The organism is Paraburkholderia kururiensis JCM 10599 = LMG 19447 (assembly GCF_003986935.1).
GTDB lineage: Bacteria > Pseudomonadota > Gammaproteobacteria > Burkholderiales > Burkholderiaceae > Paraburkholderia > Paraburkholderia kururiensis.
Genome location: NZ_RJZE01000016.1, coordinates 113,910 through 129,760 on the forward strand (window position 1 = coordinate 113,910; position 15,851 = coordinate 129,760).

The window sequence follows — 15,851 nt, forward strand, 5'->3', positions numbered from 1 at the left end:
GTCCACCGCTTACCCCCACCGTTTCTCGCTTTCGCGCCGTCAAACATTTGCTACAATCGCGCCTTGTCTCCGAGGAGCGCTGCGACGGGCCTGCCATCTGCTGATGGTATCCACGGCCCGCCAGGCTCGGAGGCTTTCAATCCGGTCTTCCTTTCCATATGCAGCGCGTTTCGCGCGCGGGCAGGAAGCCGCATCGAACGGCGCTCACGTCATTAATTTCTAGTCTTTTTAGAAAGGAGGGCGTGATGAACGCCGCAGTTTTCGAATCGAACCCGTCCCAGGATTACCTCGTTGCCGACCTCTCGCTTGCCGCGTGGGGCCGCAAGGAACTCAACATCGCCGAGACCGAAATGCCCGGCCTCGTGCAGATTCGCGACGAGTACAAGGCGCAGCAGCCGCTGAAGGGCGCGCGCATTGCGGGCTCGCTGCACATGACCATCCAGACCGGCGTGCTGATCGAGACGCTCAAGGCACTGGGCGCCGACGTGCGCTGGGCCTCGTGCAACATCTTCTCGACCCAGGATCACGCCGCCGCAGCCATCGCCGAAGGCGGCACGCCGGTGTTCGCGTTCAAGGGCGAATCGCTCGACGAATACTGGGAGTTCACGCACCGCATCTTCGAATGGCCGAACGGGCAGTTCGCCAACATGATCCTGGATGACGGCGGCGATGCCACGCTGCTGCTGATCCTGGGCTCGAAGGCCGAGCAGGACCGTTCGGTCATCGCCACGCCCACCAACGAGGAAGAAGTCGCGCTGTACAAGGCGATTGCGCGGCACCTCGACGCCGATGCGACGTGGTACTCCACGCGCCTCGCGCAGATCAAGGGCGTGACTGAAGAGACCACGACCGGTGTGCACCGTCTGTACCAGATGGAGAAGGAAGGCCGTCTGCCGTTCCCGGCCATCAACGTCAACGACTCGGTCACCAAGTCGAAGTTCGACAACCTGTACGGCTGCCGCGAGTCGCTCGTGGACGGCATCAAGCGCGCAACGGACGTGATGATCGCGGGCAAGATCGCCGTGGTCGCGGGCTACGGCGACGTGGGCAAGGGCTGCGCGCAATCGCTGCGCGGACTCGGCGCCACGGTGTGGGTCACGGAAATCGATCCGATCTGCGCGCTGCAGGCCGCGATGGAAGGCTACCGCGTCGTGACGATGGAATACGCCGCCGACAAGGCCGACATCTTCGTCACCGCCACCGGCAACTATCACGTCATCAACCACGACCACATGAAGGCGATGCGCCACAACGCGATCGTCTGCAACATCGGTCACTTCGACTCGGAAATCGACGTTGCTTCCACGCGCCAGTATCAGTGGGAAAACATCAAGCCGCAGGTGGATCACATCATCTTCCCGGACGGCAAGCGCGTGATCCTGCTGGCTGAAGGCCGCCTCGTGAACCTGGGCTGTGCGACGGGCCACCCGTCGTTCGTGATGTCGAACTCGTTCACGAACCAGACGCTCGCGCAGATCGAACTGTTCACGCGCGGTGCGCAGTACGAGAACAAGGTCTACGTGCTGCCGAAGCATCTGGACGAGAAGGTGGCGCGCCTGCATCTGGCGCGTATCGGCGCGCACCTCACCGAGCTTTCCGACGACCAGGCGAAGTACATCGGCGTCGAGAAGACCGGCCCGTTCAAGCCGAACCACTACCGCTACTAAGTCCCGTGCGGCGTGTTCCGTGCGGCCCGCCTGCGCGCGGCCCGCACGGACGCGCGGCGAGCCTCCAACCGAGCCCTGATCGCGCGCCCAACGCCTCTCGAGCGCGATCACGATAACGACGCAACAAGGCAACAAGCGTAAGGAGCCTTCCATGACCGTGCTGCTGACCTGGCTGATCAACGCGCTCGCGCTGCTGATCATTACGTGGCTCGTGCCGTCGATTCATATCCGCAGCTTCGGCACGGCGCTGATCGTCGCGATCGTGCTGGGCCTCATCAATGCGCTGCTGCGTCCGGTGCTGATCCTGCTCACGCTGCCCGTCACCATCCTGACGCTCGGCCTCTTCATCCTCGTCGTGAATGCGCTCTGTTTCTGGCTCGCGGCGTCGCTGTTGAAGGGTTTCGAGGTCTCGGGGTTCTGGTCCGCGTTCTTCGGCTCGATTCTCTACAGCATCATTTCGTGGTTGCTCTCGGCGCTCGTTTTCGGCAATCGCAGCCTCGGCTGATGCCTGTTTTCCGCCATGAACCCGATCGAACTTTCATTTGAATTCTTCCCGCCGAAGACGCAGGAAGGCGTGGAAAAGCTGCGCGCCACGCGCGCGCAGCTTGCGCCGCTGAAGCCGAAATTCGTCTCCGTGACGTTCGGCGCGGGCGGCTCCACGCAGCAGGGCACGCTCGACACCGTGCTCGACATTGCGAAGGACGGCATTGAAGCCGCCCCGCACCTGTCGTGCATTGGCTCTTCGAAAGAGAGCCTGCGCGCTATTCTCAACCGCTACCGCGAAAGCGGCATCCGTCACATCGTGGCGCTGCGCGGCGACCTGCCTTCGGGCATGGGCGAAGTGGGCGAGCTGCGCTATGCCTCCGAGCTGGTGAGCTTCATCCGCAACGAAACCGGCGACTGGTTCCGCATCGAAGTGGCCGCGTATCCCGAATACCATCCGCAGTCGCGCTCGCCGCGCAAGGACATGGAAAACTTCGCGCACAAGGTGAAGGCCGGCGCGAATTCGGCGATCACGCAGTACTTCTACAACGCGGACGCCTATTTCCGTTTCGTGGACGACGTGCGCAAGCTTGGCGTAGACGTGCCCATCGTGCCCGGCATCATGCCCATCACGAACTTCTCGCAGCTCACGCGTTTCTCTGAAATGTGCGGCGCCGAGATTCCGCGCTGGGTGGCGCGGCGTCTGGAAAGCTTCGGCGACGACCGCGAAGCGATCCGCGCGTTCGGTCTCGACGTGGTGACGGATCTGTGCCGCCGACTCGTGGATGCGGGCGTGCCCGGCCTGCATTTCTATACGCTCAACGCCGCGACCGCCAGCAAGGCGATCTGCGAGCGGCTGGGTCTGTAATCGCTTCATCGGGCACTCGCCGTGCGGCGGGTGCCCGTTCCTCGTCTGCCTGCGGCGGGCGCTTTTCGTTGTCCCCTCGGCTCCATCGTGCTTTCGCGGCACGGCCTGCCGCAGCCGGATTCCTCCGCGGCACTTTCCCGCATCGTTCCCCGCTGGCCGCGACACGCGGCAAAACGCCTTGTTGCAGCCCCGCCATGCGGATTTTCGTCTGCTTGTGACGGGCGGCGAAGGTCAGTAATATCGCGCTACGCTGGCTCCGGCCGGCTCCGATCCTGGAGGAAACATGAAGCAAAACAACCTGTTGCGCACGGCGCGGCTCACCATGCTGGCAACCGTCGCAGCGGCATCGATGGCAGGCGCCCAACTGGCGAACGCCGCCGATATTCCCAACAAGACCCTCGTCTACTGCTCAGAAGGCAGTCCCGCGGGCTTCGATCCGGCGCAGTACACCACGGGCGTCGACTTCACGGCGAACACCTTCACCGTCTATAACCGCCTCGTGGAATTCGAGCGCGGCGGCACGAAGGTCGAGCCGGGCCTCGCCGAAAAATGGGACGTCTCGCCGGACGGCAAGACCTACACGTTCCACCTGCGCAAGGGCGTGAAGTTCCAGACCACGTCGTTCTTCAAGCCGACGCGCGAATTCAACGCCGACGACGTCGTCTTCACCTTCGAGCGCATGCTCGATCCGAACCAGCCGTTCCACAAGGCCTACCCGGTGCAGTTCCCGTACTTCACCGACATGGGCCTCGACAAGCTGATCGCGAAGGTCGAGAAGGTTGACCCGTACACGGTGCGCTTCACGCTCAACGAGGTGAACGCGCCGTTCATCCAGAATCTGGCGATGGAATTCGCCTCGATCCTCTCGGCCGAATACGGCGACCAGCTGCTCAAGGCCGGCAAGGCCGCGGACATCAACCAATATCCGGTGGGCACGGGTCCGTTTATCTTCCGCAGCTACACGAAGGACGCGACCATCCGCTTCGACGGCAACCCCGACTACTGGAAGCCGGGCGCGGTGAAGATTTCGAAGCTGATCTTCTCGATTACGCCGGACGCGAGCGTGCGCGTGCAGAAGCTCAAGCGCAACGAATGCCAGGTGATGAGCTATCCGCGCCCCGCCGACATCGCGCCGCTGAAGGCCGAGTCGGGCATCGCGATGCCGTCGCAGCCGGGCTTCAACCTGGGCTACCTCGCCTACAACGTCGAGCACAAGCCGCTCGACAAGGTGGAAGTGCGCGAGGCGCTGGACATGGCGATCAACAAGAAGGCGATCATCGATTCGGTCTACCAGGGCGCCGGCCAGGCGGCCACGAACCCGATGCCGCCGACGCAGTGGTCCTACGACAAGAACCTGAAGGCGGCGGCCTACGATCCCGAGAAGGCGAAGGCGCTGCTCGCGAAGGCCGGTTTGCCGAACGGCTTCGAGATCACGCTGTGGGCCATGCCGGTGCAGCGCCCGTACAACCCCAACGGCAAGCTGATGGCCGAGATGATCCAGTCCGACTGGGCGAAGATCGGCGTGAAGGCGAAGATCGTCACGTATGAGTGGGGCGAGTACATCAAGCGCGCACACGCAGGCGAAGACGACAGCATGCTGATCGGCTGGACGGGCGACAACGGCGACCCGGACAACTGGCTCGGCACGTTGCTGGGCTGCTCCGCGGTGAACGGCAACAACTTCTCGAAGTGGTGCTACAAGCCGTTCGACGCACTCGTGCAGAAGGGCCGCGAAACGAGTAACCAGGGCGAGCGCACGAAGGCCTACATGCAGGCGCAGCAGATCTTCGCGCAGCAACTGCCGTTCTCGCCGATCGCTCACTCCACGGTCTACCAGCCGGTGAGCAAGAAGGTGACCGACATGCGCATCGAGCCGCTCGGCTACATGCGCTTCGACGGCGTTGGCGTGCAGTAAGGCGCAAGCACTACGCTTTTCGCACCGTTTGCATAGCAACTAGAAAACAGGTCGAAAAAGGTCCGGCGACGGGGGCATGAGCCCCTTGTCGCCGGTTGCGTTTTCATCCCCCCCAATCAAGGGAACGAACCATGTTCCGATTCGTCTTGCGCCGCATCGGGATGGTGATACCGACCTTCATCGGCATCACCATTCTGGCGTTTGCGCTCATCCACCTGATTCCGGGCGACCCGATCGAGGTGATGATGGGCGAGCGCGGCGTCGACCCGCAGATGCACGCCGAAGCGATGCATCGCCTGGGGCTCGACGAGCCGCTGCCCATGCAGTACATCCATTACGTCCAGCACGCGTTGCAGGGCAACCTGGGCACGTCCGTGGTCACCAACACGAGCGTGATGAGCGAGTTCCTCGCGCGCTTTCCCGCCACCGTCGAACTGTCCATCTGCGCGATGCTGTTCGCGCTCGTGGTGGGCCTGCCTGCCGGCGTGTTCGCGGCACTGAGGCGCGGCACCGTGGTGGACCACGGCGTGATGGGCACGGCGCTCACCGGCTATTCGATGCCGATCTTCTGGTGGGGCCTCATTCTCATCATGGTGTTCTCGTCGAATCTGGGCTGGACGCCGGTGTCCGGCCGCATTGCCGTGGAGTTCGACATTCCGCACGTCACGGGCTTCATGCTGATCGACGCGCTGCTTTCCACCGACGAAGGTGCGTTCCGCTCCGCGGTGAGCCATCTGATCCTGCCGTCCATCGTGCTCGGCACCATTCCGCTCGCGGTGGTGGCGCGCATGACGCGCTCGTCCATGCTCGAAGTGCTGCGCGAGGACTACATCCGCACGGCGCGCGCCAAGGGGCTTTCGCCCGTGCGCGTGGTAGTCGTGCATGCGCTGCGCAATGCGCTCATTCCTGTCGTCACGGTGATTGGTCTGCAGGTGGGCACGCTGCTCGCAGGCGCGGTGCTGACCGAAACGCTTTTTTCGTGGCCCGGCGTGGGCAAGTGGCTGATCGATGCCATTTCGCGCCGCGATTATCCCGTCGTGCAGGGCGGCATTCTGCTCATCGCGACGCTCGTGATCGTGGTGAACCTCGTCGTCGATCTGCTGTACGGCGTGTTGAATCCGCGCATTCGCCATACGAGGTAACGCCGTGCAAGAACCCAACCGTATCCGGCGGGCGCCCGTGCTGGCGGCCCGCATCGTTCCGAGGGAGGCCTGACGCATGGCCGACATTCAAAACACTGTGCCCCAGGCGGTGACGCCGCCCAGCGGCCGCGCGCTCGCCGCGCGCGAGTTCTGGGCCAACTTCTCGCGCAACCGCGGGGCCGTGGGCGCCGGCGCGATCGTGCTGCTGCTCGTGTTCGTCGCGATCTTCGCGCCGCTCATCGCGCCGCACAGTCCCATCGAGCAATACCGCGACTTCGTGAAGATTCCGCCCGCGTGGCTCGAAGGCGGTAACTGGAAGTTCATTCTGGGCACCGACGAAGCCGGCCGCGACATCCTCTCGCGTCTCATGTACGGCGCGCGGCTGTCGTTCTGGATTGGCTGCGTTTCGGTCGTGCTCGCGCTGATTCCGGGCGTCGTGCTCGGGCTCGTGGCCGCGTTCTTCGAGAAGTGGGCCGACACGCCCATCATGCGGCTCATGGACATCCTGCTCGCGCTGCCTTCGCTGCTGCTCGCGGTGGCGGTGGTCGCGATCATCGGTCCGGGGCTCACGAACACGATGCTCGCCATCGCGATCGTCGCGTTGCCCGGGTACGTGCGGTTGACGCGCGCCTCGGCGCTCGGCGAATTGCAGAAGGAGTACGTTACCGCCTCGCGCGTGGCGGGCGCGGGCACGCTGCGGCTGATGTTCTCGCAGGTGCTGCCCAACTGCACGGCGCCGCTCATCGTGCAGGCCACGCTCGGTTTTTCGTCGGCCATTCTGGATGCCGCGGCGCTCGGCTTTCTTGGCCTCGGCGTGCAGCCGCCCGCGGCAGAGTGGGGCGCGATGCTGGCCTCGGCGCGCGACTACATCGACAGCGCCTGGTGGATCGTGACGATGCCCGGCCTGTCCATTCTGATTTCGGTGCTCGCCATCAACCTGCTCGGCGACGGGCTGCGCGACGCACTGGACCCCAAACTCAAACGGATGGCCTGACATGGCAGACCTATTGACCATCCGCAATCTCGCGGTGAACTTCAGCGGCCTGCCGGCGGTGGACCGCATCAACCTCTCGGTCGCGCCCGGCGAAGTGGTGGGCGTGGTGGGCGAATCAGGCTCGGGCAAGAGCGTGACGATGATGGCGCTGATGGGCCTGATCGACCCGCCCGGCAAAGTCACCGCCGACGAGGTCACCTTCGACGGCAAAGACCTGCTCAACGCGTCGCCGAAAGGGCGCCGCAAGATCATCGGCAAAGACGTGGCGATGGTGTTTCAGGACGCGCTCTCGAGCCTGAACCCGAGCTACACCGTCGGCTATCAGATCAAGGAAGTGCTGAAGCTGCACGAAGGGCTGCGCGGCGACGCACTGGAACGGCGCGCGCTCGAACTGCTCGACCAGGTGGGCATTCCCGATGCGAAGAACCGCATCACGGCGTATCCGCATCAGATGTCGGGCGGCATGAACCAGCGCGTGATGATCGCGATGGCCGTGGCCTGCAACCCGAAGCTGCTGATTGCCGACGAGCCCACCACGGCGCTCGACGTGACCATCCAGGCGCAGATCATGGAACTGCTCGTGCGCCTGCAGAAGGAACGCGGCATGGCGCTCGTGCTCATTTCGCACGACCTCGCGGTGGTGTCCGAAGTCGCGCAGCGCGTGGCCGTGATGTACGCGGGCGAGATCATCGAAACGAACCGCGTGCCCGATATTTTCGAAGCGCCGCATCATCCGTACACCGAGGCGCTGCTCGCCGCGATTCCCGAGCACAACGTGGGCGCCGTGCGCCTCGCGGCACTGCCGGGCATGGTGCCGGGCCGCGACGACCGTCCGCGCGGCTGCCTCTTCGCGCCGCGCTGCAAGTACGTGGTGGACGACTGCATGAAGGCGCGTCCGTCGCTGGACCCGGTGCCGGGCTCAGGCGAGTTTGCGCGCGTGCGCTGCATCAAGCCGCTGAACGTGACGAGCGGCGGCGCCTCGCAAGCGACGCACGCTCCGTCTTCCACGCAATCGACTCAACCGGGAGGCGCACGATGAACGCAGTCCCTCAGGTGCCTCCGCGCGACACCCACGCTTCGGGCGCCGACCACGTGCTCGTGGCCGACCACCTCGCGAAGCACTACGCCGTGCGGCGCGGCATGTTCGGGCATGGCACGGTGAAGGCGCTCAACGGCGTGTCGTTCGCGCTGGAACGCGGCAAGACGCTCGCCGTGGTGGGCGAATCGGGCTGCGGCAAATCCACGCTCGCGCGCCAGCTCACCATGATCGAGCCGCCCACTTCGGGGCGCCTCGTGATCGACGGCGTGGACGTAGCCGGCGCCGATCACGCGACCATCGCCCAACTGCGTCGCCGCGTGCAGATGGTGTTCCAGAATCCGTTTGCCTCGCTCAATCCGCGCAAGACGGTGGAGCAGACGCTCGCCGAGCCGCTCGTCATCAATGCACAGGCGAGCGCTGCCGAACGCGCGGAGCGCATCGCGCACATGATGCGCATCGTCGGCCTGCGGCCCGAGCACGCCAAGCGCTATCCGCACATGTTTTCGGGCGGGCAGCGTCAGCGCGTGGCGATTGCGCGCGCGATGATTCTCGACCCGCAGATCGTGGTGGCCGACGAGCCGGTGTCCGCGCTCGACGTCTCCATCCAGGCGCAGATCCTCAACCTCTTCATGGACCTGCAGGACGAGTTCAAGACGAGCTACGTGTTCATCTCGCACAACCTCTCGGTGGTGGAGCACATCGCCGACGACGTGATGGTGATGTACTTCGGCGGCGTGGCCGAGCTGGGCGACAAGAAGACGGTGTTCGAGCGTCCGAGGCATCCGTACACGCGTTCGCTGATGTCGGCCACGCCCTCCATCTTCGAGGCGGACCGCCGCATCAAGATCAAGCTGCAGGGCGAGTTGCCGTCGCCGCTTAATCCGCCCTCGGGCTGCACGTTCCACCAGCGCTGCCCGTATGCGATCGAGCGGTGCCGCACGGAGGAGCCGAAGCTTCGCGAAGTGGATGGCCGTCAGGTATCCTGCCACCGTGCAGAGGAGGTGGGGGAATCGGATGCCTGAAGCGACGGCGGCGCGTCGTTTTACGCGCCGCTTGTGGGAAAGCGGCGCGCGTGCTGCTTCACGCTTGGTCTCTGTGCGTTCGGTTTTCCCGGGCCGCGTCTTCGTCCGGCGCTCGCGCGGGCGCAGGCTGGTGAGCGCGGCGCTGCTCGTGGCGCTGATGCTCGCCGGGTCGGGGCGGGGCGCCGTCGCGGGCACGGGCGGCGTCAGGCCGCCGGTCCCGCCGCCGGGCGCCGCGAATCAGCCGCGCGCCACCTTGCCGGGCTTCAATCCGCCGCCCGGCGCATTCAGTTCCGCGTCGGGCACCGTGGCGGGCGGTCCCGTACGGACCCAGCCGGCGCGCATGCCGTTCTACGTGGCGACGCACGGCACCACCACCATCTATGTGCTCGGCACGCTCCACGTGGGCGATCCCGCCGACTATCCGCCCGGCCAGCCGTTTCGCCCCAGCATCCTCGCCGCGCTCACGGCGTCGCCCACGCTCGCACTCGAACTCTCGCCCGACGACCTGCTCGTCTCGCAGGACGACGTCACGAAATACGGCGTCTGTTCGCGGCCGTGCCTGCCGCGGCTGTTGCCCGAGCCGCTGTGGCACCGGCTCGAGATGCGTCTGCGGGGCAACCCCGCCGCGCTCGACGAGATCCGCAAGATGCGGCCCTGGCTGGCCTCGCTGCTGGTGGAGACTTACGACTCGCTCTCCGCGGGCCTGCAGACCGAGTACGGCACCGAGGCACAGTTGCAGAACGTGTTCCTGAAGCTGAAGGGACGCAAGATCGTGGGCCTCGAAACGCTGGCTGAGCAGATGCGCGCGTTCACGAGTCTCACGCTCGCGCAGCAGCGTGAGATGCTCGCTCAAGACCTCGTGCAGACGCCCGCGCAGAACGCGGCGGACGTGCAGACGCTGTTGCGCCTGTGGCGCGTGGGCGATGCGGATGCGATCGCCGCCTGGCAGGCCGCGAAATCGGAGCGGCTCGCGCGCGATCGGCGCGTCTCTGACGCCGTGGACAACAAGATCGTCTACGAGCGCAACCGCCGGTTCGTGACCCGCATGCTGGCGATCGCGGCGCCGAACCGGCCGCTCTTCGTGGCGATCGGCGCGCTGCATCTGGGCGGACAACGCGGCGTGCTGGCGCTGCTGCGCCAGCACGGGTTTGTCGTCGATCCGGGTTGAAGCGGCCGGATTGAAGCCGCGCTGAGCCTGGGTTGAATCAGGCTCAAGCCTTGCCGAAACGCCGCTGAAGGCCGCCGAAGCTCGCCGAAACTCCGCCGAAGCGGCCGGTCCCTCGAATCAGAACCCGAACACGTTCAGCAGCACGATGTTGGCCGCCAGAATGCCAAGCGCCGTGGGCACCTGCACGCGGATCACCGCATTCTTGTCCGGCAGTTCCAGCAGCGCGGCGGGCACGATGTTGAAGTTCGCGGCCATCGGCGTCATCAGCGTGCCGCAGTAGCCCGAGAACATGCCGATGGCGGCCATCACGGCCGGGTTCGCGTGGAACATGCCCACCAGCACCGGCACGCCGACGCCGCCCGTCATCACCGGAAACGCCGCGAAGCCGTTGCCCATGATGACCGTGAAGAGCGCCATGCCCACGCAGTAGACGATCACGGCGACCACGCGCAGGTCCATGTCGATGTACGACGTGGTGACGTGCGCCACGGCCTTGCCCACGCCGGCATCCGAGAACACAAGGCCCAGCATGCCCAGCATCTGCGGCAGCACGGCGGCCCACGAGAGCGCGTCCACGAGACGCCGCGCTTCCTTCACCGACTGGCCCACGCTGTCGCGCGTCAGCATGCAGGCAATGCCGAGCGCGATCACGCAGCCCACGCCGAAGCCGATCAGCGTCACGTTCTTCGCCTCGATGAGCGGCGTGCCGCCGAACACGAGGTGGCTTGCCGAAAGCGTCAGCACCACGGTAACGAGCGGAATGGTGAGCGCGGGCACGAAGAGCTTGTTACCGAGGCGCACGGCACTGGCGCGGCGCACTTCGTCGGAGAGCACCTTCGGCTTGGCCGCGGTCACGCCGCCGAAGCCGGCAATGAGCGCCATCACGATCACGAGCACGCCCACCACTTCGGGCGGCAGGCGGTCGCCCACGAGAAAGATCACGGCGTAGACAATCCAGAAGCCCCCCGCGGTGAAGCGGCGCGGATGCTCGCGGTCCGTGGCGATCATGCCGCCGATCACGAGCAGCACGATGCCCAGCAGCCAGAACAGGTAGTTGATGGTGAGCGTCATGCTTCGTCTCCCGTGGTGGCGTTCGTGTGGGTAGCGGCTGCGGCGGCTGCGGCGGATGCATTCGCATGCGCCTTGCGCTGGCCGCCGAGTTCGCGCTCCAGCTTGCGGTCAAGCAGATACAGCCGGAAGCCGTGAATCAGGAACGCGCAGATGGCCGTGGGAATGCCCCACACCGCGACGTGCATCGGCTCGACAGAGACGCCGGCTTCCTTGAGGAAGGTGGTCATGAGCACGATGGCGCCGAACGCGACGAAGATGTCTTCGCCGAAGAAGAGGCCCACGTTGTCCGTCGCCGCGGAGAACGCGCGCAGACGCTGGCGCACGGCGTCGGTGAGCTTGCCGAAGCGGTTTTCGGTGGCGCCTTCGGCCATTGGCGCAATCAGCGGACGCACCATCTGCGGATGCCCGCCCAGACCTGTCAGACCGACGGCCGCCGTGAGTTCGCGCACGAGCAGATAGACGATCAACAGACGCCCGGCCGTGGCCGCCTTGATGCCGGCAATCCACATCTGCGCGCGCTCGCGCAGGCCATGGCGTTCCAGCAGACCGATCACGGCGAGCGGCAGCAGGATGATGAGCGGGATGTTGCGCGTCTTGATGAAGCCGGTACCGATGGCCGCGAGAATCTTCTCGGGCGGGAAGTGCGCCGCGGCGCCGGTGGCGATGGCGGCCACGGCGACGATCAGCATCGGATTGAACCGCAATACGAAGCCAACGATGATGACGGCCACTCCAATGAGCGGCCATAAGCTGACGGTTGTCTGCATCAGGATCTCCAAACGGGGTGTGATTGGGCCGTCTTGCCTCGTTGGCCGCTGGTGGCGGTTTGGGATGGCGCGTGACGGCTCTTGAGGTGCTGCGCGGCTCTGGGCGGCCGCTTGGACATCGGGGTAATGCTTGATGCGGGTGATGCTTTTAGTGCTGCTGCGTGCTGCTTTTCTAATGCTGTTGGTTGCTACCGGTTGTTGCTGCTGGCTGCTGTTGCTACCGATTGCCACTGCCGATTACCACTGCCTGTTGCCACTACCGATTGCCGTTGCGGCGCTTGCCGCTCGATGCGGTTGCGTGACGAATGTGGCCCGATGCATTCGCGTGCCTCGCGCGGCCCGCGCGTTGCTTCACGCGTCGCCGCGCTTCACCTCACCGCATCTCACCGCACCGAACCGCCTCAGCCCCTTCAAACCCGCGCCGCACCCGCCGCATGCACTTCGATGCCGGCCGCGTCGAGCGCCGCACGAATGCGCTGCGCGAACGCGAGCGCGTGCGGGCCGTCGCCGTGCAGACAGATGGTCTGTGCATTGAGCGGTACCCACTCGCCCTCCACGGATTGCACGCGTTGCTCGCGGATCATGCCCAGCGTGCGTTCGAGCACGGCGTCTTCGTCGTCGAGCAACGCGCCCGGCTGCGAGCGCGGCACGAGCGAGCCGTCGGCGCGGTAGCCGCGGTCGGCGAACACTTCTTCGATGGCAACGAGACCGGCGGCGCGCGCGGCCGTGACCAGTCCGCTGTTCGCGAGCGCGAATACCGCCACCGACGGATCGAAGTCGTGCACCGCGGACACGATGGCATCGGCGATCTTCGGGTCGCGCGCGGCCTGGTTGTAGAGCGCGCCGTGCGGCTTCACGTGGGCGATGCGTCCACCTTCGGCCTGCGCGATCGCCGAGAGCGCGCCGAGCTGGTACAGCACGCCCGCGTAGATTTCACTGGCAGGCAGGTCCATCTCCTTGCGGCCGAAGTTCTCCGGGTCGTTGAAGCTGGGATGCGCGCCAATCGACACGCCCTTTTTCACGGCCCAGCGCACGCAGTCGCGCATGGCATTGGCGCCGCCCGCGTGCCAGCCGCACGCGATGTTGGCGGAGCTGACGAGGTCGAGCAGCGCTTCGTCGGAGCCGCAGCCTTCGCCGAGATCGGCGTTCAAATCGATTTCCATGGCCTGTCCTGTTGGTGCTGGACGCCGTCGGCGTCCGTCATGTTGCTTACGCTGCGCGCGCGGCGATGCCCGCCGTGCAGCGTTCTTCGTGCATGGCGATCGCGGCATCGATCTGCCGTAGATACGCGTGTTCTTCGGCGAGCGCGGCGCGCGCTTCGTCGGGTGTGGTTTCGATGAAGCGCACGCCGCCGTTCAGGCGCACCTGCGCGAGCTTCCAGAGGTCCGCGCGAATCACCGAGCCGATCTTCGGGTAGCCGCCCGTGGTCTGCGCGTCGCCCATCAGCACGATGGGCTGGCCGCCCGGCGGCACCTGGATCGTGCCCGGCAGCACGGCATGCGAGAGCAGCTCGGTCTTGCGGCTGCGCGCGAGCTGCGTGCCTGCAAGGCGATAGCCCATGCGATTGCTGTTGGGCGTGACGAGCCATTCGTCCGACCAGAATGCCTGCTGCGCCTCGCGCGTGAAGCTCTCGTATTCGGGCCCGGGCAGCACGCGGACCGCCACGGCCCACGGCAGCCCCGACGGATGCCGGCCGCGCCGGTGCGGCTCGTCCACCTGCGCGAACCTGCACCAGGCGGGCGCGGCCACGCCGAACTCGCGCGTCGCCGGGCTGAAGCCGGGCGTGGTGCGCGTGGGCACGCCAAGCGGCAGGCGGTCGCCGTCCTTCAGCGCGCGACCGCCCAGGCCGCCGAACTGCGCGGCGAGGTCGGTGCTGCGCGAGCCGAGCATGGGCAGCACGTCGATGCCGCCCGCCACGCAGACGTAGCCGCGCATGCCGCGCTTCGCCGCCTGCAGCGCGAGTTCCTGGCCTGCCTGCACGGGCAGGCTCCACCACGACCACACGGGCTTGCCGTCGAGCGTTGCGCTGAAGTCCGTGCCCGTGATGGCGATGCGCGTCGCGCGTGGAAAGCGCAGCACGAGCGGGCCGAAGGTCACTTCGAGCGCCGCGGCGTGAGACCGGTTGCCTACCAGCCGGTTGCCCACTTCGAGCGCGAGGCGGTCGAGCGCGCCGGCCGTCGCCACGCCGAGGTGACGGTAGCCGTGGCGGCCCTGGTCTTGCACGGTGGTCAGAAGCCCCGCGCGGATCACTTCGATCATAGGCTGATCCCCGCGATGGTGAAGCGAACCCGGTCGCCCGGCTGGAGCAGCGTGGGCGGGTTGCGCGAGGGATCGAAGAGCCGCAGCGGCGTGCGTCCGATGAGTTGCCAGCCGCCCGGCGAGACGGCCGGATAGATGCCCGTCTGCTCGCCACCAATGCCGATGGTGCCCGCAGGCACTTCGAGGCGCGGCTCGGCGCGGCGGGGAGTGTGCAGCGCTGCCTCCAGTCCGCCCATGTAGGCAAAGCCCGGCTGGAAGCCGAGGAAGAACACCACGTAGTCGCCGGCCGCGTGACGGCGCGCCACGTCTTCAGGCGAAAGGCCGGTGTGCTCGGCGACCGTGCGCAGATCCGGGCCGGCTTCGCCGCCGTATTCCACGGGAATTTCCACCTCGCGGCCTTCGGCATGCGCGCGCGGTGCGGCGTGCCAGGCGGCCGCCAGCTGTTCGCCGAGCTGGGCGGTGTCTGCTTCGAGTGGGTCGAACACGACGGTGAGATTGTTCATGCCGGGCACGACTTCGAGCACGTGCGGCCACGTGTGCGCCGCTTCGGCGGCCGCCCAGACGCGGCGCTGCACGTCCAGCGTGGCGGGCGGCGGCGCTTCGCAGACGAGGGCGCTGTCGCCGAGCGGATAGATGCGGGGTGAGCTCATAAGTACATGGGTTCGGTGTGGACGACGGCGGTCGGCCTGCGGTTTCGGTGCGCTCGACCGTTCAAACGGTAGGACGGCGCAGGGGCGGGCGCAACTGCAAGGCGCTGGCCGAAGTTCGTCCGACCGTTATCATCCGATTCGTCGTGTAGCGTACATTCTCAATAATTTATCTACAAATTATCAATAAGCGTTTTTGCCAGGGCCGCCGCCTGCTGCGGCGTCGTACACTCTCGCCACGACTCCAAACCGCTATTCCGGGCACCCGCCATGTCGCGCAATCCCACGAAAATCGTTTCCTCCGAGCACCTCGTTTCTGAAGCAAGCGCTGAACTCTCGGAGTTCGAGTACGCGCTGATCATGGCAGGCAACGCTTTCAATCGGTGGATGGTGCGCTGCATGTCGGCGGCGGGCGTGAAGGACATGACCGCGATCGAGGTGTCGCTGCTGCATCACGTGAGCCATCGCGAGCGCCGCAAGAAGCTCGCGGACATCTGCTTCGTGCTCAACATCGAAGACACGCACGTAGCCACCTACGCGCTCAAGAAGCTGATGGCGCGCGGCTACGTGGCAAGCGAGAAGTCGGGAAAGGAGGTGTTCTTTTCGGCAACGCCGGAAGGACGCGAGCTGTGCCTCAAGTATCGCGAGGTACGCGAGAGCTGCCTCATCGCCACGTTGAAGGAAAGCGGGCTCACCAACGAGCAGATCGGCGACGCGGCACAGCTGATGCGCAACGTCTCGGGGCTCTACGACACGGCGGCGCGGGCCGCGGCGTCGCTTTGAGGAAGGGTTTCGATGAAGCGGTGAGG

At 66.0% G+C, this 15,851-nt stretch carries 15 protein-coding genes and 1 riboswitch; of the genes, 10 read left to right on the plus strand and 5 right to left on the minus strand.

Annotated features, from left to right (window positions below; all coding sequences use genetic code 11):
- The first annotated feature begins 65 nt into the window (after positions 1–65).
- Positions 66–213, plus strand: a riboswitch (S-adenosyl-L-homocysteine riboswitch).
- A gap of 32 nt (positions 214–245) precedes the next feature.
- The 9 genes from ahcY (at position 246) to PKKP23_RS20135 (ending at position 10,298) form a co-directional block, all read left to right on the plus strand.
- Positions 246–1,667: an adenosylhomocysteinase gene (ahcY, locus tag PKKP23_RS20095; RefSeq protein ID WP_126878155.1), complete on the plus strand. Its 1,422-nt coding sequence runs from the start codon at positions 246–248 to the stop codon at positions 1,665–1,667.
- 151 nt (positions 1,668–1,818) lie between these two features.
- Positions 1,819–2,172, plus strand: coding sequence for a phage holin family protein (locus PKKP23_RS20100; protein WP_017772098.1), 354 nt, complete (start codon positions 1,819–1,821; stop codon positions 2,170–2,172).
- A gap of 15 nt (positions 2,173–2,187) precedes the next feature.
- Positions 2,188–3,018 carry a methylenetetrahydrofolate reductase [NAD(P)H] gene (gene metF / locus PKKP23_RS20105; RefSeq protein WP_017772097.1) on the plus strand — a complete coding sequence of 277 codons (831 nt, stop codon included), beginning with the start codon at positions 2,188–2,190 and terminating at the stop codon, positions 3,016–3,018.
- 283 nt (positions 3,019–3,301) lie between these two features.
- Positions 3,302–4,933 carry an ABC transporter substrate-binding protein gene (locus PKKP23_RS20110; RefSeq protein WP_017772096.1) on the plus strand — a complete coding sequence of 544 codons (1,632 nt, stop codon included), beginning with the start codon at positions 3,302–3,304 and terminating at the stop codon, positions 4,931–4,933.
- A 131-nt stretch (positions 4,934–5,064) separates the two neighbouring features.
- Complete coding sequence (locus tag PKKP23_RS20115) at positions 5,065–6,075, plus strand: ABC transporter permease subunit (protein WP_017772095.1); 1,011 nt, start codon at positions 5,065–5,067, stop codon at positions 6,073–6,075.
- 76 nt (positions 6,076–6,151) lie between these two features.
- Positions 6,152–7,069 carry an ABC transporter permease subunit gene (locus PKKP23_RS20120; RefSeq protein WP_126878156.1) on the plus strand — a complete coding sequence of 306 codons (918 nt, stop codon included), beginning with the start codon at positions 6,152–6,154 and terminating at the stop codon, positions 7,067–7,069.
- 1 nt (position 7,070) lies between these two features.
- Positions 7,071–8,108: an ABC transporter ATP-binding protein gene (locus tag PKKP23_RS20125; protein WP_126878157.1), complete on the plus strand. Its 1,038-nt coding sequence runs from the start codon at positions 7,071–7,073 to the stop codon at positions 8,106–8,108.
- The gene (locus PKKP23_RS20130) at positions 8,105–9,130 is read left to right on the plus strand and encodes a peptide ABC transporter ATP-binding protein (protein ID WP_126878158.1); all 1,026 of its coding nucleotides are present in this window, start codon (positions 8,105–8,107) and stop codon (positions 9,128–9,130) included. The genes PKKP23_RS20125 and PKKP23_RS20130 overlap by 4 nt, the downstream gene beginning before the upstream one ends.
- Positions 9,123–10,298 (plus strand): TraB/GumN family protein, encoded by a 1,176-nt coding sequence (locus PKKP23_RS20135; RefSeq protein ID WP_126878159.1) that lies wholly within the window; start codon positions 9,123–9,125, stop codon positions 10,296–10,298. Before PKKP23_RS20130 ends, PKKP23_RS20135 begins: the two co-directional genes overlap by 8 nt.
- 117 nt (positions 10,299–10,415) lie before the next feature.
- On the opposite strand, the gene PKKP23_RS20140 is transcribed toward PKKP23_RS20135, so the two are convergent.
- From PKKP23_RS20140 to pxpB, 5 genes are all read right to left on the minus strand, one after another.
- Positions 10,416–11,369: a DUF979 domain-containing protein gene (locus tag PKKP23_RS20140; protein ID WP_126878160.1), complete on the minus strand. Its 954-nt coding sequence runs from the start codon at positions 11,367–11,369 to the stop codon at positions 10,416–10,418.
- Positions 11,366–12,136: a DUF969 domain-containing protein gene (locus PKKP23_RS20145; RefSeq protein WP_126878161.1), complete on the minus strand. Its 771-nt coding sequence runs from the start codon at positions 12,134–12,136 to the stop codon at positions 11,366–11,368. The genes PKKP23_RS20140 and PKKP23_RS20145 overlap by 4 nt, the downstream gene beginning before the upstream one ends.
- Positions 12,137–12,546: 410 nt before the next feature.
- A complete protein-coding gene (pxpA, locus tag PKKP23_RS20150) occupies positions 12,547–13,299 on the minus strand; it encodes a 5-oxoprolinase subunit PxpA (protein ID WP_017772088.1) in 753 nt (250 codons plus the stop codon).
- 46 nt (positions 13,300–13,345) lie between these two features.
- Positions 13,346–14,395, minus strand: a complete 1,050-nt coding sequence (locus tag PKKP23_RS20155) for a 5-oxoprolinase subunit C family protein (protein ID WP_126878162.1) — start codon at positions 14,393–14,395, stop codon at positions 13,346–13,348.
- Positions 14,392–15,045, minus strand: coding sequence for a 5-oxoprolinase subunit PxpB (gene pxpB / locus PKKP23_RS20160; protein WP_126878163.1), 654 nt, complete (start codon positions 15,043–15,045; stop codon positions 14,392–14,394). The genes PKKP23_RS20155 and pxpB overlap by 4 nt, the downstream gene beginning before the upstream one ends.
- Before the next feature lie 267 nt (positions 15,046–15,312).
- On the opposite strand from pxpB, the gene PKKP23_RS20165 reads away from it, so the two are divergent.
- Positions 15,313–15,825: a winged helix DNA-binding protein gene (locus PKKP23_RS20165; RefSeq protein WP_017772085.1), complete on the plus strand. Its 513-nt coding sequence runs from the start codon at positions 15,313–15,315 to the stop codon at positions 15,823–15,825.
- Positions 15,826–15,851: the final 26 nt, after the last annotated feature.